This window comes from Enterobacter cancerogenus (assembly GCF_019047785.1).
GTDB classification, from domain to species: Bacteria; Pseudomonadota; Gammaproteobacteria; order Enterobacterales; family Enterobacteriaceae; genus Enterobacter; species Enterobacter cancerogenus.
Genome location: NZ_CP077290.1, coordinates 614194 through 634630, shown reverse-complemented (window position 1 = coordinate 634630; position 20437 = coordinate 614194). Strand labels below are relative to the sequence as shown.

Sequence of the window (20437 nt, the reverse complement as noted above, 5' to 3'; positions counted from 1 at the left end):
GCTACCGGAGATTTATCGTGCAGCGCGCTGCAAAATGACCGTCGAAGGCTGACGTTGCAGAAAGCGCATACGCAACATCATCATTATGGCTGCGGAGGTCAGACCGATGATAAAGCCCATCCAGAACCCGGCAGGCCCCATGCGATCCACCACCAGATCGGTTAACGCCAGCACGTAGCCGCACGGCAGACCCAGCACCCAATAGGCGATAAAGGTGATAAAGAAGATCGAGCGCGTGTCTTTATATCCGCGCAGCACGCCGCTGCCGATCACCTGAATGGAGTCGGATAGTTGATAAATCGCCGCGAGCAGCATCAGATGAGACGCAAGCATAACCACTTCTGGGTTGTCGTTATAGAGCAGGGCGATTTGCTCACGCAGCGCCACGGTAAAGAGCGCCGTACAGGCGGCCATACAGACGCCAACGCCCAGCCCGGTTCGTGCGGCGGTTTGCGCATCAAGCGTGGAACCTTGTCCCAGACGGAAGCCCACCCGAATGGTCACGGCGGCGGCCAGCGACATAGGCAGAACGAACATCAGGGAGCTGAAGTTCAGCGCAATCTGGTGCCCGGCAACGTCTACGATCCCGAGCGGTGAAACCAGCAGGGCAACGACCGCAAAGAGGGTGACTTCGAAGAACAACGCCAGGGCAATGGGCAGGCCGAGCTGGATGAGGCGGGTTACCACGTGCCAGTCCGGGGTGCTGAATGCCTGCTCGTTACGGATATCACGCATCGAGCGCGCCCTCTTAATGAAGGTGAGCATGCTAAAGAACATCACCCAATACACCGCCGCGGTTGCGACGCCACAGCCGACGCCGCCGAGCTCAGGCATCCCGAAGTGGCCATAAATAAAGATGTAGTTCACCGGAATATTCACCAGCAGGCCGATAAAGCCCATCACCATGCCGGGCTTGGTTTTCGCCAGCCCTTCACACTGGTTACGCGCGACCTGGAAAAAGAGATAGCCCGGAGCACCCCAAAGTAACGCGCGCAGATATCCGACGGCTTTATCGGCCAGAGCGGGGTCAATATTCTGCATCGCGCGAATGATATGCCCCGCGTTCCAGAGCACCACCATGATCAGCACCGAGACGAAACCGGCCAGCCAGAACCCCTGGCGAACCTGGTGCGCCACACGGTCGCGGCGGCCTGAACCGTTCAGCTGCGCGATCACCGGGGTCAGCGCCAGCAGCAGTCCGTGGCCGAAAAGGATCGCGGGAAGCCAAATTGAGGTCCCGATAGCCACGGCGGCCATATCGGTGGCGCTATAGCCACCGGCCATCACCGTATCGACAAATCCCATTGCTGTCTGGGCAACCTGCGCGACGATCACCGGGATAGCCAGTGCCAATAACTGACGCGCTTCAATCATGTACTTCTGCACGTGAACACCTTTGAATTGTTGTTATTTGAGAGACTAAAAAAGCCGCCATAACGGGCAGCAAAAAGAAAATGCAGGGGGATGCCAGCTATTGTAGCGGGGTTTACCTAATTATCTAGTGAAAAAATAGCCAGAAAAAGCACACTGCTGGCAACCTGTTTTTCCAACTGTTATTGTGTTGGGATTAAACGGTGTCACCACCGTCCGGAAAAAACAGGAGTTACAGGCATGTTTACTGGTATTGTCCAGGGCACCGCTAAAGTGGTGTCTATTGATGAAAAACCCAATTTTCGTACTCACGTTGTTGAGCTGCCGGAATATATGCTCGACGGCATCGAAACCGGTGCGTCGATTGCGCATAACGGCTGCTGCCTGACCGTCACAGAAATTAATGGTAATCACATCAGCTTTGATTTAATGAAAGAAACATTGCGGATTACCAATCTCGGCGAGCTGGCGGTAGGGGATACCGTAAACGTTGAGCGTGCCGCGAAGTTCAGCGATGAGATTGGCGGGCATCTGATGTCAGGCCACATCATGACCACGGCCGAGGTCGCCAAAATCATTACCTCGGAAAATAACCGTCAAATCTGGTTTAAAGTGCAGGACCCGGCATTAATGAAATACATCCTGTACAAAGGGTTTATTGGCATTGATGGGATCAGTCTGACGGTGGGTGAGGTCACGCCGACGCGTTTTTGCGTGCATTTAATTCCGGAGACGCTGCAGCGTACGACGCTGGGCGCAAAAAAACTGGGGCATCGCGTGAATATCGAAATTGATCCGCAAACCCAGGCGGTCGTCGATACCGTTGAGCGCGTACTGGCGGCAAAGGAAGCGGCGATAATAAAAGCGATTGACGAAGAATAAAAATAACCCCGGGCTTCCGGGGTTATTTTTTTAGCGAGCCACCCGCAGGCCGTGTTCAATACCGCGGCTAAAGACCACCTGCCACAGCTGAATATCACGCGCCCGGAATGCCCCTGCGCAGGCATTCAGATAATAACTGAACATCCTTTTGAACCGTTCGGAATAGTTGTCGGCAATCTCCGGCCAGGCCGCCTGGAAGCGTTCGTGCCATGCCATTAACGTGGTGTCGTAATCTGCGCCAAAGTTGTGCCAGTCTTCCACGATAAAGTGAGATTCACTGGCATTGGCTATCTGGCGTACAGAGGGCAAACAGCCATTCGGAAAGATGTATTTATTGATCCACGGGTCAACGTTGTTGTCGGTCCGCTTTGAGCCAATGGTATGCAGCAGGAAGATACCGTCCGGCTTCAGGTTACGATCGGCTACCGTAAAGTAGGTCTTATAGTTTTTCGGCCCTACGTGCTCAAACATTCCGACCGAGACGATTCGATCGAATTGCTCATTAAGATCGCGATAATCCTGCAGACGAATATCGACATCCAGACCCTGGCAGCGTTCCTGCGCCATTTTTTGCTGTTCGGCAGAGATGGTGACGCCGACAACGCTGACGCCATAATGCTTCGCCATAAAGTACGCCAGACCACCCCAGCCGCAGCCGATATCCAGTACGCGCATGCCGGGTTCAAGCTGCAGTTTTTCACAGATTAAGCGCAATTTGTCCTGCTGCGCCTCTTCAAGCGTGGTCGCCTTTTTCCAGTAGCCGCAGGAATATTGCATGAAGGGGTCGAGCATACGGCTGAACAGGTCGTTGCCAAGATCGTAATGTTCTTTGCCAACGATCCATGCCCGTTTTTTACTCTGGAGGTTGAACAGGCGGGCGGAGGCGATGCGCAGCGTGTCTTTAACGTGACGAGGGAGCTGGTTCTCCAGCCCCGCGCGTAAAACGCGGGTGAAAAAGATATCCAGCCGCTCGCAATCCCACCATCCATCCATATAGCTTTCGCCCAGGCCTAACGATCCCTCCTGCAGGACGCGTTTAAAAAAGTCGGGATGTTTGACCTGAGGGTCGTAAGGGGAGGACCCGTTAATAGTGATGCCCGCACGACTCAACAGTTCACTGGCGATCCGGGACCAGTTGTCGTCCGGAACGCTGACTTCTTCTATACACGATGAACTCATAGCTTCTCCATCACCTTGCTGTGATCAGAACCTTCAAACAGCGTAGACGCTTTTTATGGTTTGTGAGAAATCTCACGGTAAATGCCCGCGAGGCTAGTATCCGACGTAGAACAGAGGAAGGGAGATAACCCTTGCCGAAATGCCTTCCATGGTAAAACGGGAGCACTCCGGCTCCCGTTAACACTTAATATTTATCGTATTTATCGAACCAAATTTAGTATAGGCCTCAAAATTTGGTGATTCAATAGAAAATTCTTAGCAACCTAATCACTGATATGCAACATAATTTCCCATGCGATTATGCCTGGGAGGCGTCTGCCTGCGCGCGGCTGGCCTGCTCACGGTAGGCAGAAGACTGTATGCGATATCCGATGACGGCCAGCACAGCGGTAAACAGCATCACGCTGGTGGTGGTGAGCAGCGGGGTAACGATCAGCGCGGAAACCACGAGGCTTGCGAGGAAACATAACCCCAGCTGCAGGGTATTTTGCAGCGCCGCCGCGCGGCCGGTGGCCTGTGGGAACGGACGCAACGCCTGCGCCACCACGATTGGATAGATTGCGCCGTTGGCGACGGCCATCACGCAGAAAGGAATCAAAATTTCTGCAAGCCCCACGCCCGGAATGAAACCGACAGCCCAGGTGCCTACCACGCTCAGGGTGTAGAGCGCCAGCAGCCAGGGCAGCATCTGTTGTCCGTCCCATTTCTGCAGGGCCGCACGACAGCCGTAGCCGCCCACCAGGAAGGCGATAGTTTGCGGAACGTAGCTCAGACCGATGGCCGCCGGGCTATAGCCCATATCGTGGAGGATAAAAGGTGAGCCGGTGAGCCAGGCGAAGAAGCTCGCAGAGCATGCGGCGTAAATCAGGACGTTACCGCGATACGCTTTGGTGCGCAGCAGGGAGATAAAGGTGATGGGCTTCGCATCGGCGTGCGTGGCTTTTTTATGGGCCGGCTTAAGCGCAAAGGCGGGCAGCATCAGCACCAGCGTAATGGCAAACAGCGTGGCGAAAATCGCCTGCCAGTCGAAATGGGCGAGGATCCAGCTGCCCAGTAGCGGAGCAAGGGCCGGCGACAGGCCGACCAGCGGCATGATGGTAGCGAAGATCCGGTTTGTGCGTGAGGCCGGGTAGTAGTCGGTCACCAGCGCCTGCCAGGTGACCGCTGCCGCGCATACGCCCACCGCCTGAATAAAGCGCAGCACCAGCAGCCAGGTGGCATCACGTACCCACAGCATCCCCAGACAGCCTACGGCAAAAATCGCAAGGCCGAGTAACAGCACCGGCTTGCGGCCAAAGCGGTCAGAGAGCGGCCCCCACATCAGCTGTGCGATGGCGAAGCCCGCAAGGAATAAGCTCAGGCTGGCGCTGATGGCGGCGGCAGGCGTCTGCAAATCTTCCTGCATCGCGGCGAAAGCAGGGAGGTACATATCGGTTGCCAGAAAGCCAAGCACGCTTAAGCCGCCGAGCCAGACTAAAAATCCGTTCCTGGGTTGCATTGTTTTTTTCTCCTGAGGAGGCAGGTGTTAATTGGCGCAGAGTGTAGGGAGTGCAAAGCGGCTTGTGAAACGCTAATATTTGGTAAGTGCATTCAAATTTTTTGCAGGCAGAAAATGTGGTCTGATTATTCTCTTGAAGTGGTAGACGCCGTGGCGCGTAACGGCAGTTTTACCGGCGCCGCGCAGGAACTGCATCGGGTTCCCTCTGCAGTCAGTTATACCGTGCGCCAGTTGGAGGAGTGGCTGGCGGTGCCGCTGTTTGAGCGTCGGCACCGCGACGTGGTGTTAACGCCTGCTGGGGCGTGGTTTCTCAAGGAGGGACGTTCTGTCATCAAAAAAATGCAGATCACCCGCGAGCAGTGCCAACAGATCGCCAATGGCTGGCGGGGCCATCTCTCCATTGCGGTAGACAACATTGTGAAGCCCGAACGCACACGGCAGATGATCGTGGATTTCTATCGCCATTTCTCGGACGTTGAGTTGCGGGTATCGCAGGAGGTGTTCAACGGCGTCTGGGATGCGCTGGCGGACGGCAGGGTTGAGATGGCTATCGGCGCGACGCAGGCTATTCCCGTTGGGGGACGTTACGCTTTTCGGGATATGGGCATGCTGAGCTGGACCTGCGTGGTCGCCCGCCATCATCCTCTGGCCGCGCTGGAAGGGCCGCTGAGTGACGACACGCTGCGCAACTGGCCGTCGCTGGTGCTGGAAGATACCTCGCGTTCGTTGCCCAAACGCATCACCTGGCTGCTGGACAACCAGCGGCGCGTGGTGGCACCTGACTGGGAGTCGTCTGCCACCTGCCTGACGGCGGGCCTGTGCGTGGCGATGGTGCCCGTCCACTTTGCACGTCCGAGGATCGACAGCGGAGAATGGGTTGCCCTGCAGCTGGAAAACCCGTTCCCGGATGCAGCCTGTTGCCTCACCTGGCAGCAGAACGACGTATCGCCTGCCATGGCCTGGCTGCTGGATTATCTGGGAGACAGCGAAACGCTGAACCGGGAGTGGCTACGGGCGCCAGCGTAGCTGGCCCCGTTAACCATTAGCGACGGTAGTCGCGGAAAGGGCCATCCGCAACGGAACGGCGCTCAACAAGACGCGGGTGGACTTCAATAGACTGCGATTCTTCACGCTTGTTAACGATCCTGTCCATCAGCATGTTGAAAGCGGTTTCGCCCAGCGAATCTTTCGGCTGGTGGATGGTGGTCAGCGCCGGGGTGAAGAAACGGGCGTTACGCACGTTGTCATACCCGATCACGGAAATGTCCTGCGGCACGCGCAGACCCAGTTCATCCGCCGCACAGAGCGCACCCATTGCCATAATATCGCCCCCGCAGAAGACGGCGGTCGGGCGAGGCTGCTGGGAGACGATCTGCTGCATGGCGCGATAGCCCGATTCTGGCTCGAAGTCGCCCTGCACAATCCAGTTTTCCGGCACGGTGATCAGTGCTTCTTCCATCGCTTTCATAAAGCCAGCCAGACGCCCTGCGCCGGTGTTGCGCTCAAGCGGGCCGGGAATAACTCCAATCTCGCGATGCCCGCGTTCTACCAGATAACGACCCGCCATATAGCCGCCTTCAAAAGCGTTATCAATCACGGAGTCGGTGAAATCGGCGCGCGCTTCGCCCCAGTCCATCACCACCATCGGGATGTGACGGTACTCTTCCAGCATGGAAAGCACCGATTCCGGGTATTCTGAACACATCACCAGCAGGCCGTCGACGCGCTTTTGCGCCATCATTGAAAGATAGGCACGCTGTTTTTCAATGTTGTTCCAGGCGTTGCCCAGAATCAGGGTATAGCCTTTCTGAAAGCAGTTTTTTTCGACCGCTTCGATAATTTCTGCGAAATAGGCCGCTTCGCTACTGGTCGCCAGCAAACCGATCGATTTGGTGTGATTCACTTTGAGGCTACGCGCTACCGCACTCGGGGAGTAGTGCAGCTCTTTGATCGCCGCCCAGACGGCATTGCGCGTCTCTTCAGCAACAAAGCGAGTTTTGTTAATAACATGTGATACGGTTGTAGTGGAAACGTTTGCGCGTTTTGCTACGTCTTTTATTGTTGCCATTAAATGTCACTCCAGACCATATCCTAAGCTCCTGATAATCATGAAGGTAAACGTTTGCCTTCTCTCACCCTTATTACGCAATCTTGAATTGCGACACGCCGGGAAAACGACACAGGACGTCAGGAGGGGGTCAATGGCCGGTACGCTAATAAATTTAGCGTGGAATTTTGTCCTATCTTGATGAAAAGGGGAAGAGCAAAAGTGGATATCAGGTTAAAACCAGGAAGATTTTTGACCTGAACTGTGTAAAAATGAGCAAGCTCACTTTTCGTGGGGTGATTAAAAGGAGAAAAATTGATGAGTTCCGATCTGAAGTTTTCGCTGGTTACCACCGTTATTGTGCTGGCATTGATTGTGGCCGGTGGTTTAACGGCTGCGCTGCACTGATTCACGCGGAGGGAGAGGCGTCTCCCTCCACATCCTCGCCTGATTGTTACCCCTCTGGCAAAAATCTTTTGCCAAAATGTAAACTTCTCATTTTTTGTGATTGATGTCATGCTTTTGGCTTCATTGTTCTGTGTCACGACGCGACACGGCATCCGGAGTTAACGCATGAAAATCAATTTCCCCTTGCTGGCCCTGGCGATTGGCGCTTTTGGGATTGGCACCACTGAATTCTCCCCGATGGGCTTGCTGCCCGTTATCGCGCGGGGCGTAGACGTCTCAATACCGGCGGCTGGTATGCTGATCAGCGCCTATGCGATCGGCGTGATGGTGGGGGCACCCCTGATGACGCTGCTGCTCTCGCACCGCGCGCGTCGCAATGCGCTGATTTTCCTGATGGCGATCTTCACGCTTGGCAATGTGCTCTCCGCAATTTCGCCTGACTACACCACCCTGATGCTGTCGCGTATTCTGACCAGCCTCAACCACGGTGCTTTCTTCGGGCTGGGATCAGTCGTTGCCGCCAGCGTGGTTCCCAAACACAAGCAGGCCAGCGCGGTCGCCACCATGTTTATGGGCCTGACGATCGCCAATATTGGCGGCGTACCGGCGGCGACCTGGCTCGGTGAAGTCATCGGCTGGCGCATGTCGTTCCTCGCCACCGCCGCACTTGGGGTTGTGGCGATGGCCGCACTGTTCTTCTCCCTGCCGAAGGGCAGCGCCGGAGAACGCCCTGATGTACGCAAAGAGCTGTCGGTGCTGGTGCGCCCTCAGGTTCTTTCCGCGCTATTGACCACCGTGCTGGGCGCCGGGGCGATGTTTACCCTCTATACCTATATTTCACCGGTGCTGCATGAGATCACTCACGCTACGCCGATCTTTATTACCGCGATGCTGGTGCTGATTGGCGTGGGCTTCTCGATTGGCAATTACCTTGGCGGGAAGCTGGCAGACCGTTCCGTTACCGGCACGCTGAAAGGCTTTTTAACCCTGCTGATTGTGATTATGGTGGCCATCCCGTGGCTGGCGCGCACTGAAGTGGGGGCGGCGATTGCGATGGTGGTCTGGGGGGCGGCGACCTTTGCCGTGGTACCGCCACTGCAAATGCGCGTGATGCGTGTTGCTCATGAGGCGCCGGGGCTCTCATCTTCCGTCAATATCGGGGCATTCAACCTGGGGAATGCGCTGGGCGCTGCGGCGGGCGGTGCGGTGATCTCGGGTGGTCTGGGTTACGGCTTTGTCCCCGTGATGGGGGCAATTGTGGCCGGGCTTGGCCTGCTGCTTGTACTGATGTCCGGGCGAAAACAGCCTGAAGCGGCCTGCGCTGCAAAATAGAAAAAACGCAGAAGGGCGAACCCTTCTGCGTGTCTCTTACCCGGCGAAGTTCTTCGCCACGAATTCCCAGTTAACCAGCGCCCAGAAGTGCTCCAGATAGTTAGGGCGCGCGTTACGGTAGTCGATGTAGTAGGCGTGTTCCCACACGTCCACCGTCATCAGCGGCGTGGCGCTGGTGGTCAGCGGTGTACCAGCGTTAGACGTCGACACGATAGCCAGCTTGCCGTTGGCCTCTTTCACCAGCCATGTCCAGCCGGAACCAAAGTTTTTCACCGCAGCGTCGGTAAATTTCGCTTTAAAGTCCGCGAAGCTGCCAAACGCCGCGTTGATCGCCTCGGCCAGTTCACCAACAGGTTCTCCGCCCGCATTTGGTGCCAGGCAGTGCCAGTAGAAGGTGTGGTTCCACACCTGAGCGGCATTGTTGAACACGCCACCCTCTGAGCTACGCACGATCTCTTCCAGCGTTTTGCCTTCAAACTCGGTGCCTTTGATCAGGTTGTTGAGGTTGGTGACGTAGGTCTGGTGGTGTTTGCCGTAATGGTACTCCAGGGTTTCCGCAGAAATGTGCGGTGCCAGGGCGTCTTTTGCATACGGTAGTGCAGGTAATTCGAACGACATTGCTTCTCTCCTTATTGTTTTATACGTTGCCAATAACCCTACAGACAACAAGGATAGAGTAGCAGATTAAAAGGGTATGCAAAAGAGGAGCTTACCCTGCTACGACGGTAGCAGGGCAGGGGTTAGCGGACGGTTTTCGGCGTCATGACCCGGCGCGCGCCAACGTAGTGGCGTACCCAGTAGTCTTCACTGAGAGAGGTTATCTGAATATCCTGGCCGCTACGCGGAGACTGAATGAATTTTCCATTGCCGACGTACACGCCAACGTGATCAGCCGTGCCGCGGCCCTGGGTGCGGAAGAACACCAGGTCGCCGTTCTGGAGTTCGCCACGGTTTACCGGAGCCGCATCGCGCAGGTGGTACATTTCATTCGCGGTGCGGGGAATACGAAACTTCACCAGATCCTTATACGCGTAATAGACCAGGCCGCTGCAGTCGAAACCGGTACGCGGAGAGGAACCTCCCCAGTGATAGGGTTTACCAATTTGCCCCATCAGTTTATTCATCGCCGTCTTTTGCGCTTTTTGCATGCGCACCTTATGCACTTCCGCGAGTTTGGTGGCTTTGATGCACGTCGATTTATGCCCCTTGCGCACCGTGCATTTTTCGCTCACGAGCCTGGCAGCTGTTTGGGTAGTTTTACGCGTGTGGGTGCGGGAGGTTTTGGTTTTCGATTTGGTCTTGCTGGAGGCGGTCTGTTTGGTCTGAGCGGTGGTTTTTTTCTTAACGGTCTTGCCGGGAGTTTTTTTCTTACGTTCTGTGTTTTTCGCCAGATGCGTTTTTTGTACAGCAGAATGCCGCGCCTGTTCAGAGGCGTTCGCCGCTGGCGTGAATGAGAGTGATGTAAACAGTAAAGCACAGAGCGTGATCGAGATTTTATTTATCCGCGCCACTGGGCAGTCCCCTGATAATTGCAGGCCATCAATAATGCCCGCGTGTGATTTACAAAGCCCGTCGATTCTAATCTATAAAAACCCGGGAAGTTAATAGCATTTTTCACTCTAAAAACGTGTTTCGTTAGCAAGTGCAAAAAAATTCATCGTTCTGTAGCACTATTGTTCACTCCCTAAGCAAAACCTTAGCGGGAGAAGGGGTAAGTACCATTTTCAATGCAACTTATAGCCACACACGTTAAAATATATAAACGTGACTAAAATGTTATTTTCCGATGTCTGTCTGAACCGCTACAATGTCAGACAATTGCCGTAACAGAAGTTAAAGGAAGCAAAACATGAGCACCACTATTGAAAAAATCCAGCGCCAGATCGCTGAAAACCCGATTCTCCTGTACATGAAAGGTTCTCCGAAGCTGCCTAGCTGCGGTTTCTCCGCGCAAGCGGTTCAGGCGCTGTCTGCCTGTGGTGAGCGTTTTGCTTACGTTGATATCCTGCAAAACCCTGACATCCGTGCTGAACTGCCAAAATACGCAAACTGGCCGACCTTCCCACAGCTGTGGATTGATGGCGAGCTGGTTGGCGGCTGCGACATCCTGATCGAAATGTATCAGCGTGGCGAACTGCAGCAGCTGATCAAAGAGACTGCGGCGAAGTACAAAACTGAAGAGCCGGGCGCAGAGTAAGCTTGCCGGCCCTGTAAAAAAGCGACCTTTCGGTCGCTTTTTTTATGCGTCGTTCTCGCCCATCGGCAGCGGCCAGCCGCCTAACCGCTTCCAGCGGTTCACGATTTCACAGAACAACTCGGCTGTGCGCTCGGTATCATAGAGCGCGGAGTGCGCCTGCGTGCCGTCAAATTCGATTCCTGCGGTGATGCAGGCTTTTGACAACACCGTCTGACCGAGCGCAAGACCGCTCAGCGCCGCTGTGTCAAAGGTTACGAAAGGGTGGAAAGGGTTGCGCTTAAGTGAGGCGCGCTCGGCGGCAGCCATCGTAAAACTGTGGTCGAAGGTGGCGTTGTGCGCCACCATAATGGCGCGGCTACAGTCGTTATCTTTCACGCCTTTACGCACCATTTTAAAAATGGCGTGAAGCGCGTCGTACTCGCTCACCGCGCCGCGCAGCGGGTTTTTCGGATCGATGCCGTTAAACGCCAGCGCCTCGGGCTGCAGATTCGCCCCTTCGAAGGGTTCAACGTGGAAATGCAGCGTGGTGTCCGGTGTAAGCCAGCCCTGTTCATCCATTTTCAGCGTTATGGCGGCAATCTCAAGCAGCGCATCGGTTTTAGCGTTAAATCCGGCTGTTTCTACATCAATGACAACGGGATAAAAACCACGAAAACGGTCGCACAGACCGGTAAATTGAGCGTTATCGGACATCAGGGTCTCTTACATGGGGAAAAAAGCAGTGCGCATTATGGCAAATTTTGGCAGGGGATGCAGTAAAACAACAGGGCGCAAATGCGCCCTGGGGGATCAGTTGCCCAGACCGCGACCGGCGTCTTTGGCTTCAATCAGTTCGATTTTGTAACCGTCCGGATCTTCAACGAAGGCAATCACGGTTGTGCCGCCTTTAACCGGGCCCGCTTCACGCGTGACGTTGCCGCCGTTGCTGCGGATGCGTTCACAGGCTTCGGCTGCGTTATCCACTTCCAGCGCGATATGGCCGTAGGCGTTGCCCAGGTCATAGCTCTCCACGCCCCAGTTATAGGTCAGTTCGATAACCGCTTCATCGGATTCCGGGCCATAGCCCACGAAGGCCAGCGAGTATTTGTATTCCGGGTTTTCACTGGTGCGCAGCAGTTTCATGCCCAGTACGTTAGTGTAGAAATCGATAGAACGTTGCAGGTCGCCAACGCGTAGCATGGTGTGAAGTAGGCGCATAATTTCCTCATTAACCAATGGAAAGGATTATCTTTTTAAACAGAAACGATGTTTTAGTATAGCGGCGATGTGTCGCCGCTATCAATGCACAATGACGGGATTAGAGCGTAGGGTAGTCGGTGTAGCCTTCCGCGCCGCCGCCGTAGAAGCTTTCCGGACGCTGAGGGTTAAGCTCTGCTTTATGTTTAAGACGTGCGACCAGATCCGGGTTAGCGATGAAATCGCGACCAAACGCAACGGCATCGATCAGACCTTTGTTGATCAAATCTTCTGCTTTCTCAGGCGTGTACGCGCCCGCACCGATGATCACCCCGTGGAAACGATCGCGCACTTTCTGACGGAACGCTTCGGTGTATGGCTGACCGCCCGCCCAGTCTGGCTCGGACATGTGCAGGTAGGCAATGCCGCGTTTGGCCAGTTCTTCAATCAGATACAGCGCGTCTGCTTCTTCATTCGGGCCGTTGTCCACGTTCTGGAACGTACCGATCGGGGAGACGCGGATACCGATACGGTCAGCGCTCCACTCTTTACACACTGCGTCCACCACTTCCAGTACCAGACGCGCGCGGTTCTCAACGCTGCCGCCGTATTGGTCGGTACGATGGTTGGAAGACGGGGAGAGGAACTGGTGCAGCAGGTAGCCGTGGGCCGAGTGCAGTTCAACCATGTCGAAACCGGCTTCACGCGCATTCGCGACCGCCTGACGGAAATCATTGACGATACCCGGGATCTCGTCCAGCTCCAGCGCACGCGGCATGGACGTATCAACGCGAATGGCGTTGCCGTTTTCATCGCGCAGGGAGGTGCGGGTATTGGCGCTTAAGGCCGAGGCGGAAACCGGTGCCTGGCCGCCAGGCTGGATGCTGCTGTGTGAGATACGCCCGGTGTGCCACAGCTGCACCGCGATGCGGCCATCGTCAGCGTGCACGCCAGCGGTGATTTTCTTCCACGCGGCAATCTGCTCCGGGCTGTGCAGGCCAGGTGCGCCCGCGTAGCCTTTCGCCTGAGCGGAAATCTGGGTTGCTTCGGAGATGATCAGGCCAGAGCTTGCGCGCTGACGATAGTATTCACCCATCAGCGGGGTGGGAATATCACCCGGCTCAATGCTGCGCAGACGGGTCAGCGGGGCCATGAATACGCGGTTTGGTGCAGTAACAGCACCCACTTTCAGTGGGGTAAATAATTTTTCATCGGACATAAAGACTCCTGAGTAGACCAGTCGACTAGTAACAAGGTAAATAAAAAACGCCTGCTAAACGCCAGGCGCTGTAATCGTGCATTTCACATGTGCCAGGGCGCTTTCAAGCGGTGCGGCACTGCGAGAAATTTTGGCCTGAAGATTGGCACCTAACCACAGAGCATAAAGAACCTGCGCCTGGGTTAACGGCTCTCCGGAGAAGGCCAGCGTTTTTTCGTCGCGACCTTTCTCCAGCGCCTGTGCAAGCAGGGCGATAACACCCGTGGCGCCTTTATCCATGGCTGCGCGCATATCTTCGGAAAGATCGCACACCTCGGCAGAAAGTTTTACCGTCAGGCAGCCGCTAATAATGCCCTGCTGACAGAACTGGGTCAGCGTTTCCTGATAGTAGTTCAGCACACGATCCCGATAGTTGCCTTCACCCTGGGCAAAATGGGTGGCGAGGCGTTGATGATAGCTGGCATAGTGCCGCTCAAGCATCGCCACGCCGAAGGCTTCTTTGGATCGAAAATAGTGATAAAACGATCCCTTCGGCACTTCGGCGGTTTTTAACAGTTCGCTCAGCCCCATTCCGGTAAACCCGCGATGCATGCAAAGACGCTCGCCGGTAGCCAGTAGATGTTCGCGCGTATCGTGTTCAGTGTGTCTGCTCATCGCTGCACTGTATTAGACCATTCGGTCTAATGCAAGCCGATTTCGTGTCTGCATGCGTTAACAATATCCAGCTGCTGCTGATAAACGGTTGATTTCACGTCCATCATCCCCAGCACCGTTGAGAACAAGTTGTCCTGTGACACCGCATTTTTTGCTGCATAATCACGTAAGCACTGCTCATCAACGCCAAAGTTTTTCGCATAGTCCGGGGAGAGCCAGAACACGAACGGAATGTGCGTCTGCTGTTCCGGCGCCAGCATGTAAGGCGTGCCGTGCAGATAAATTCCGCTTTCACCCAGCGATTCACCGTGATCAGACAGGTAGATCAGCGCCGTATTCATGCTGCTCTGGCGCGCTTTCAGCGCGTCGATGGTTTTACTGACCACGCTGTCGGTGTACAGAATCGTGTTGTCGTAGGTGTTAATCAGTGACTGATGATCGCAGTCCTGAATTTCATTGGTATCACAGGTCGGGGTGAATTTCCGGAAACTGCTGGGATAGCGGTTGTAATAGGCCGGACCGTGGCTGCCCATCAGGTGTATGACCAGAACGCTGTCCTGTTTCAGCCCGTCCAGCACGTTATCAAGACGGTAGAGGTTGACGTCGTCGATGCAGGACTGGTCTTTACAGAATGTATCCAGCTTCCACTGCGTCATGTCCGTGTGCGGCACCCGATCGCAGGCGCCTTTACAACCGCCGTCATTATCACGCCACAGCAGGTTGATGCCCGCATGGCGGAGCACGTCGAGCAGGCCTTCCTGGTGATGGGCCAGATCGGCATCATAATTTTTTCGGGTCATACCGGAGAACATGCAGGGAACCGACACCGCGGTCTCGGTACCGCAGGACGAGGCCTGAGGAAAGGAAATCACCTTTCGCTTTTCCAGTTCCGGGGTCGTTTCGCGACCATAGCCATTTAGCGAGTAGTTCGCCGCGCGTGAGGCTTCACCGACGACCACGACCAGAACCGTTTTCTTCTGTTGACCGGAAATCAGCGCCCCTTTATGGGCATCCTCCCCGATGCGCACCAGCGTTTGATTGCCTGCAAACCAGCGGGTTTTGCTGTATTTGATAACCGCGCTGACGTAGTTCGCCGGGGTGACCATTTTCACAATGCTTTTGTTATTACGAAATAACGAGGCGTAGTCTTTATAAAACACGGAGGCGATCAGCACGATCACCAGCAGCGCGCCCAGCATGGCTGCGACCCGCATGAGCAGGGCGTACCACCATTTTCCCGCTCGGATCGTCGTCAGAGCCAGCACCACCGACGGCACCACCCCTGCAATGACAATCCACAACACGATCTGCGGCGTCAGCAGCGCGGTGGCTTCCTGGGAATTGGTTTCGAATACGTTGACGATCATGTTCTGGTCGATAACCGCACCGTAGGTATACATAAAGTAGGTGGCGGCGGCGCATCCCATGGTCAGGATGATCATCAGCGGCTTGCGGATAAACGGGATATTCAGCAGGCTGAAGACAATGACCCAGCCGCAAAACAGCACCAGCGGAACAGACGCTGCGAACAGCATGTCGTGCAGATGAGCAGGGGCAATAATCTGCCAGCTGCGGTGAATGAACAACGCGTTTAGCGCGGTGAAGAAGAGAGCACAACCGAGCGTGAACTTCATGTCGTTACAGTGTAACTTTTTGGCAAACCACATCATTAACAAACCATTCTTTATAGTGATGTGTTGAGTATAAGGCGGGAAGATTAGTGAAACCTTAATGCCACATTTCTGTGGTAAAGCCCTTGCAGACGCCGTGTTTAGCGTCTTCACTGTAGGTGATAAACGGTTTGCGGAGGTGTGTGTGGCAGAGCAGCTGGAGTTTTTCCCCGTCCAGAGCCCTTGCCGGGGGATTTGCCAGTCGGATGAACGCGGATTTTGTCGCGGCTGTATGCGTACCCGCGATGAACGGTTCAACTGGCAACATTTAAGCGATCCGCAAAAGCAGGAGGTGCTTCGCCTGTGCCGGCAGCGACTCCTGCGCAAATTACGCGCAAACAAAGCGGTTGAAAGCGAAGAACCCCAGCAACCTTCACTGTTTTAGCAAGGTAATTGCGTATACTGATGACATAACTACTCTGAGGAAATTGTTATGGTTCAGCGTATTACTCTTGCCCCGCAGGGCCCGGAATTTTCCCGCTTTGTGATGGGTTACTGGCGTTTGATGGACTGGAATATGTCCGCTCCCCAGCTGGCGAGCTTTATTGAAGAACACCTCGATCTTGGCATCACCACCGTCGACCATGCTGATATTTATGGCGGCTATGCGTGTGAAGCGGCCTTTGGCGAGGCGCTGAAACGTGTGCCTGCGCTGCGTACCAGAATGGAGATCGTGACGAAATGCGGTATCGCCACCACGGCAAAACCTGAACATGCCCTCGGCCATTACATCACCGACAGCGCACACATCATTAAGAGCGCCGAGCAGTCGCTGGTGAATCTGGCCACAGACCATATCGACCTGCTGTTAATTCACCGCCCCGATCCGCTGATGGATGCCGATGAGGTGGCTGAAGCGTTCCTCAATCTTCATCAGAGCGGCAAAGTGCGCCACTTCGGCGTCTCGAACTTTACGCCAGCCCAGTTCGCGCTCCTGCAGTCGCGTCTGCCGTTCACGCTGGCGACTAATCAGGTTGAGATTTCACCGGTTCACCAGCCGCTGCTGCTGGATGGCACGCTCGACCAGCTGCAGCAGTTGCGCATTCGTCCTATGGCGTGGTCTTGCCTCGGCGGCGGACGGCTGTTCAATGACGAAGCCTTCCAGCCGCTGCGTGATGAGCTGGAAACCGTTGCCCGTGAACTCAACGCTGAGAGCATTGAGCAGGTCGTGTATGCGTGGATCCTGCGTCTGCCGTCAAAACCGCTGCCGATTATTGGTTCCGGCAAGATTGAACGCGTGCGCGCCGCGCTGGGCGCTGAAGAACTGCAGATGACCCGCCAGCAGTGGTTCCGCATTCGCAAGGCGGCGCTCGGTTACGACGTTCCGTGAAAGGGTAACGCGGTGACTTTCCGGTGATTTCTCTGCTCCTGGTTTAAACTTAAGGAGCAAAAAATAATCAACGGAGGTTACATGAAACGTTTTGCTCTGGCATTAGTGGCACTGGCTGTTTGCGCAGGCGCGCAGGCAGCCAGCGATGAAGTAGAAATGAATCTCGTCACCTCTCAGGGGGTTGGCCAGTCCATCGGGACGGTGACCATCACCGAAACGGACAAAGGACTGGAGTTTGCCCCCAATCTCAAAGCGCTTCCTCCCGGTGAACATGGCTTCCATGTTCATGCCAACGGCAGTTGTCAGCCCGCGATAAAAGAGGGTAAAGCGTCGGCGGCGGAAGCGGCGGGCGGCCACCTCGATCCTGAGCACACCGGAAAGCATGAAGGCCCGGAAGGAATGGGGCACTTAGGGGACCTGCCGGTGCTGGTCGTGAATAACGATGGCAAAGCCACGGACCCCGTAACCGCGCCACGGCTGAAAAAGCTGGACGAGGTAAAAGGTAAGTCGCTGATGATCCACGTTGGTGGCGATAACATGTCCGATCAGCCTAAACCGCTTGGCGGCGGGGGAGCACGCTACGCCTGCGGGGTGATCTGATCGCCAATCGTACCCGGCGGCGGCGCTTGTTCGAGCTGCGACAGCGAACAGTGCAGCCGCCAGATTATCGACGCTAAATCCCGCGCCGCAGGCAAATGATGGCGCGCCAGGGTATCGCAAATGCGCTGCAGTTCGGCGAGCGTGACGCTAAGCGACCGCTGCTGAACGCCACGCTCGCTCATGACATCCCGCAGCAGAGAGATACAGACATCCCGAACCTGCGACAGCGGATCGGAACGCGTCTCCCAGGCACGCAGCTGCCAGACCACATGCGAACAGTTGAGCAATACCACGCCCCAGCGAAGCAGCCAGCGGCGGGCAAGGGAGTCCTGACTGTTATTGAGCTGGCTGACGTGGTGATACACCAGCGACTCATACTCACTCTCGCGCAGATGCGGTCTGCGGCTGAGCTGATCGACGAACCCCCTGCGTAACTCCCGAATATGACGGCGGCTTTTACGGGCATCGGACCCGGGACGCAGCACGGCGAACGCTAACCACGCCAGCCCCACGCCTAAAATTTTGGCCAGATTGTCATTGAGGAAGTCGGCGTAATCATAGACCGGTGGATTTGTGACCGAGATAAATGACCCCATAAAGACGATCAGCTGTCCCCACAGGCCCGCCAGCTTCGGCATTTGCAGCTTCAGCAACTGCATGGTGATTAATAGCGGAAAGAGAAACAGCAGAAACTGCCAGAGATCGCTTATCTGCACCATCAACCCAAACTTGACGACAAAACTGAATAAGGACAGCAGCACCAGCGTGCGAAGCAGCAGCGTCAGCGAGTTGAACGGCGAGGCGACGACGGAATAGAGCACGCAGCTGATGGCGGCCAGGGTGAGGGCGGCGCTGCCGGATTCCCATTGGGTGGTGATGCTCCATGCGCCAACCAGCGTCAGCGCACAGAAGGTGCGAAACCCGCTCCACAAGGCTTCCATATAATCGGTATGGCGCGCCAGCGCCGGGCTGCCCGGTACGGCGAATTCTGTTATCGGGGTGGCATTCTCAATCGCCCGGATCCAGCGACTGCTGCGCAGATAGAGCCGGCAAAAATAGTTCAGGCGCTGCCAGAAGGCCCGGTGGCGATAATCATATTCATCCGTCGGGGCGAGCGGGGCGATAATCCGCGCCACGGTATAGATATTCGCATCCGGTCGGGCGAGGGCGGCGAGCAGCGTATCGATAACCTCTCGGGTATGTACAGGCGAGTCGGGCCAGTTCAGCAGCATCCTGCGCAGGCTGGAGATGGCGCTGGTCATCCGCAACTGCTGATGCAGAAGATAGTTCAGGAGCGTGTTCTGGCGGCGAAAGCGGTAATGGCTCCAGAACGCCTGAATGCGCAGCAGATTCATGGTCAGGATCTGGCCGATGACCTTTTCATGTGCCAGGCGAATATCATCGTTGGTGTCGGGCTGCCACAGCAGACTGGCGTGTTCCAGCAGGCGCGCGTGCATCGTCTTCAGGGCGGTGATAAGCGCGGTACCGTCTGAGGTACTGGGCAGGATCATCATCATCACCCCGCCACACAAGATCCCAACGATAACTTCACAGACGCGCGCCTGGGCAATGTCCCACAGCTCGGTGGTGTCCAGCACGTTGACGACCGGGAAGGCGATGATCGCCGCCGTATAGCCCGCCAGCTGGAAAGCGTAGGCGACGTTGTTGGTGAAGTGCGCGCAGGCCCAGGTGCAAAACCCAAGCCATCCGGCCATGCTCAGTAAAAAGAGCCACGGATCGTTCAGGGTATGTCCGGCGATAATCAGTGCGGCCGTAGCCCCGAGTAAACTCCCCGCGACGCGGCCCAGACTTTTGCTGATCACGCCGCCGACGGTCGGGAAGCTGACCACTGCCGCCGAGGTCATAGCCCAGTAGGGTTGATCCAGATTGAGATAATACGCAACGGTAAGCGCCAGACACATCGCAATGCCGTTGCGTAAGGCGTAGCGCCACTGCGGGCGCGTCGCTTTGATCCACGGCGTATTGCGCCAGGAGAACGCCCGCAGGTTCATCGGTTTGACCCGATTGAGACGGTGCAGGTGGTACCGGATACCAGCGTGATGCCTTGCGGAAGGGTATCGAACTCCACCCGGACCGGCACGCGCTGCGCAAGACGCACCCAGGGCACGTTAGGTTTGATGTCTGGCACCAGGCCTGAATCGGCCTCGACGCTCTGATCGTAGATGGCGCGGCCAATACTGGAAACGTGACCCTGTAACGTTTGCGAGCCGCTGTAGAGCGTTATGGTCGCTGGCGCGCCGTTCTGAATGTGACGCAACTTGGTTTCCTCGAAGTAGCCGACCACGTAAAACGAGTGACTGTCGACTAACGCAAAGACCGGCTGTCCGGTGGTGGCATAATCGCCCACGCGGGTGGAGAGGTTTGTTATCCAGCCGTCGACGGGCGCTTTTACCACGGTCTGGGTAAGCTGCCACTGCGCCTGTTTCAGCGTGGCCTGTGCCACCTCAACGCTGGCCTGCATTGCTTTTACGTTGAGGTTGGCGGTGTCCAGATCCTCCGCCGAAATATAGTTCTGCGACAGATGGCGACGACGGTTGGCTTCATTATTGGCTTTCGCCAGATCGGACTGGGCTTTAGCAAGTTGCGCCTGCGCATTGAGGACCGCAATGTGGAAAGGCGTCTCATCAATGCGGAACAACACTTCACCCTGTTTAACGAACTGATTATCCTTCACCATCAGCGCGGTGATCGTGCCCGATACCTGGGGGGTAATACTGACCTGTTCCGCACGGACCTTGCCGTCCCGCGTCCAGGGCGATTGCATGTAGTAGTTCCACATCCACCAACCCGCGATGAGTGCCAGCGCCAGAACCAAAAGAGTGGAAAAGTATTTAAGCGTTTTCAGGGACATAT

21 protein-coding genes are annotated in these 20437 nt (G+C 55.8%); 8 read left to right on the top strand and 13 right to left on the bottom strand.

Translation table 11 applies throughout. The annotated features are described in order from the left end of the window. Positions 1-12 precede the first annotated feature (12 nt). Positions 13-1386: an MdtK family multidrug efflux MATE transporter gene (gene mdtK, locus I6L58_RS02925; protein ID WP_058608946.1), complete on the bottom strand. Its 1374-nt coding sequence runs from the start codon at positions 1384-1386 to the stop codon at positions 13-15. Positions 1387-1611: 225 nt separating this feature from the next. On the opposite strand from mdtK, the gene I6L58_RS02920 reads away from it, so the two are divergent. After that, the gene (locus I6L58_RS02920) at positions 1612-2253 is read left to right on the top strand and encodes a riboflavin synthase (protein WP_006174926.1); all 642 of its coding nucleotides are present in this window, start codon (positions 1612-1614) and stop codon (positions 2251-2253) included. Between the two features lie 30 nt (positions 2254-2283). Here the strand turns inward: I6L58_RS02920 and cfa are convergent, their stop codons facing one another. Beyond that, the gene (gene cfa / locus I6L58_RS02915; protein WP_058608945.1) at positions 2284-3432 is read right to left on the bottom strand and encodes a cyclopropane fatty acyl phospholipid synthase; all 1149 of its coding nucleotides are present in this window, start codon (positions 3430-3432) and stop codon (positions 2284-2286) included. A 298-nt stretch (positions 3433-3730) separates the two neighbouring features. Continuing rightward, the gene (gene punC / locus I6L58_RS02910; protein WP_088207417.1) at positions 3731-4930 is read right to left on the bottom strand and encodes a purine nucleoside transporter PunC; all 1200 of its coding nucleotides are present in this window, start codon (positions 4928-4930) and stop codon (positions 3731-3733) included. 114 nt (positions 4931-5044) lie between these two features. On the opposite strand from punC, the gene punR reads away from it, so the two are divergent. Further along, positions 5045-5956 carry a DNA-binding transcriptional activator PunR gene (gene punR / locus I6L58_RS02905; RefSeq protein WP_088207416.1) on the top strand — a complete coding sequence of 304 codons (912 nt, stop codon included), beginning with the start codon at positions 5045-5047 and terminating at the stop codon, positions 5954-5956. 16 nt (positions 5957-5972) lie between these two features. Here punR and purR read toward each other — a convergent pair whose 3' ends face one another. Continuing rightward, positions 5973-6998, bottom strand: a complete 1026-nt coding sequence (gene purR, locus I6L58_RS02900) for an HTH-type transcriptional repressor PurR (RefSeq protein WP_006174930.1) — start codon at positions 6996-6998, stop codon at positions 5973-5975. 297 nt (positions 6999-7295) lie between these two features. On the opposite strand from purR, the gene cydH reads away from it, so the two are divergent. Together cydH and I6L58_RS02890 are read left to right on the top strand one after the other, a co-directional pair. Further along, positions 7296-7385, top strand: coding sequence for a cytochrome bd-I oxidase subunit CydH (cydH, locus tag I6L58_RS02895; protein ID WP_042319665.1), 90 nt, complete (start codon positions 7296-7298; stop codon positions 7383-7385). 165 nt (positions 7386-7550) lie between these two features. Next, positions 7551-8717: an MFS transporter gene (locus I6L58_RS02890; RefSeq protein WP_058608942.1), complete on the top strand. Its 1167-nt coding sequence runs from the start codon at positions 7551-7553 to the stop codon at positions 8715-8717. Positions 8718-8753: 36 nt separating this feature from the next. Here the strand turns inward: I6L58_RS02890 and sodB are convergent, their stop codons facing one another. Both sodB and I6L58_RS02880 read right to left on the bottom strand, forming a co-directional pair. Further along, complete coding sequence (sodB, locus tag I6L58_RS02885) at positions 8754-9335, bottom strand: superoxide dismutase [Fe] (protein WP_006174933.1); 582 nt, start codon at positions 9333-9335, stop codon at positions 8754-8756. Between the two features lie 122 nt (positions 9336-9457). After that, the gene (locus tag I6L58_RS02880) at positions 9458-10228 is read right to left on the bottom strand and encodes a C40 family peptidase (protein ID WP_088207415.1); all 771 of its coding nucleotides are present in this window, start codon (positions 10226-10228) and stop codon (positions 9458-9460) included. A gap of 338 nt (positions 10229-10566) precedes the next feature. Here I6L58_RS02880 and grxD point away from each other — a divergent pair, with 338 nt between their 5' ends. Then, complete coding sequence (grxD, locus tag I6L58_RS02875) at positions 10567-10914, top strand: monothiol glutaredoxin 4 (RefSeq protein ID WP_006174935.1); 348 nt, start codon at positions 10567-10569, stop codon at positions 10912-10914. 42 nt (positions 10915-10956) lie between these two features. On the opposite strand, the gene rnt is transcribed toward grxD, so the two are convergent. From rnt to eptA, 5 genes are all read right to left on the bottom strand, one after another. Continuing rightward, the gene (rnt, locus tag I6L58_RS02870; RefSeq protein ID WP_088207414.1) at positions 10957-11607 is read right to left on the bottom strand and encodes a ribonuclease T; all 651 of its coding nucleotides are present in this window, start codon (positions 11605-11607) and stop codon (positions 10957-10959) included. A 96-nt stretch (positions 11608-11703) separates the two neighbouring features. Then, positions 11704-12111: a lactoylglutathione lyase gene (gene gloA / locus I6L58_RS02865; RefSeq protein WP_006174937.1), complete on the bottom strand. Its 408-nt coding sequence runs from the start codon at positions 12109-12111 to the stop codon at positions 11704-11706. Between the two features lie 100 nt (positions 12112-12211). Further along, positions 12212-13309: an alkene reductase gene (nemA, locus tag I6L58_RS02860; RefSeq protein ID WP_006174938.1), complete on the bottom strand. Its 1098-nt coding sequence runs from the start codon at positions 13307-13309 to the stop codon at positions 12212-12214. 54 nt (positions 13310-13363) lie between these two features. After that, entirely contained in the window at positions 13364-13963 is a 600-nt protein-coding gene (locus tag I6L58_RS02855; protein WP_006174939.1) for a TetR/AcrR family transcriptional regulator, read from the bottom strand. Between the two features lie 26 nt (positions 13964-13989). Further along, positions 13990-15630 carry a phosphoethanolamine transferase EptA gene (gene eptA / locus I6L58_RS02850; RefSeq protein ID WP_088207900.1) on the bottom strand — a complete coding sequence of 547 codons (1641 nt, stop codon included), beginning with the start codon at positions 15628-15630 and terminating at the stop codon, positions 13990-13992. Positions 15631-15778: 148 nt separating this feature from the next. Here eptA and I6L58_RS02845 point away from each other — a divergent pair, with 148 nt between their 5' ends. The 3 genes from I6L58_RS02845 to sodC all read left to right on the top strand — a co-directional run bounded on the left by I6L58_RS02845 (position 15779) and on the right by sodC (position 17563). Continuing rightward, positions 15779-16018 (top strand): DUF1289 domain-containing protein, encoded by a 240-nt coding sequence (locus I6L58_RS02845; protein ID WP_006174941.1) that lies wholly within the window; start codon positions 15779-15781, stop codon positions 16016-16018. 48 nt (positions 16019-16066) lie between these two features. Then, entirely contained in the window at positions 16067-16963 is an 897-nt protein-coding gene (locus I6L58_RS02840) for an aldo/keto reductase (protein WP_088207412.1), read from the top strand. 81 nt (positions 16964-17044) lie between these two features. After that, positions 17045-17563, top strand: coding sequence for a superoxide dismutase [Cu-Zn] SodC (gene sodC, locus I6L58_RS02835; protein ID WP_006174943.1), 519 nt, complete (start codon positions 17045-17047; stop codon positions 17561-17563). Here the strand turns inward: sodC and I6L58_RS02830 are convergent. Continuing rightward, positions 17542-19575: an FUSC family protein gene (locus I6L58_RS02830; protein ID WP_088207411.1), complete on the bottom strand. Its 2034-nt coding sequence runs from the start codon at positions 19573-19575 to the stop codon at positions 17542-17544. The two genes, sodC and I6L58_RS02830, sit on opposite strands and share 22 nt — an antisense overlap. Continuing rightward, the gene (locus I6L58_RS02825) at positions 19572-20435 is read right to left on the bottom strand and encodes an efflux RND transporter periplasmic adaptor subunit (RefSeq protein WP_088207410.1); all 864 of its coding nucleotides are present in this window, start codon (positions 20433-20435) and stop codon (positions 19572-19574) included. The genes I6L58_RS02830 and I6L58_RS02825 overlap by 4 nt, the downstream gene beginning before the upstream one ends. Between the last annotated feature and the right edge of the window lie 2 nt (positions 20436-20437).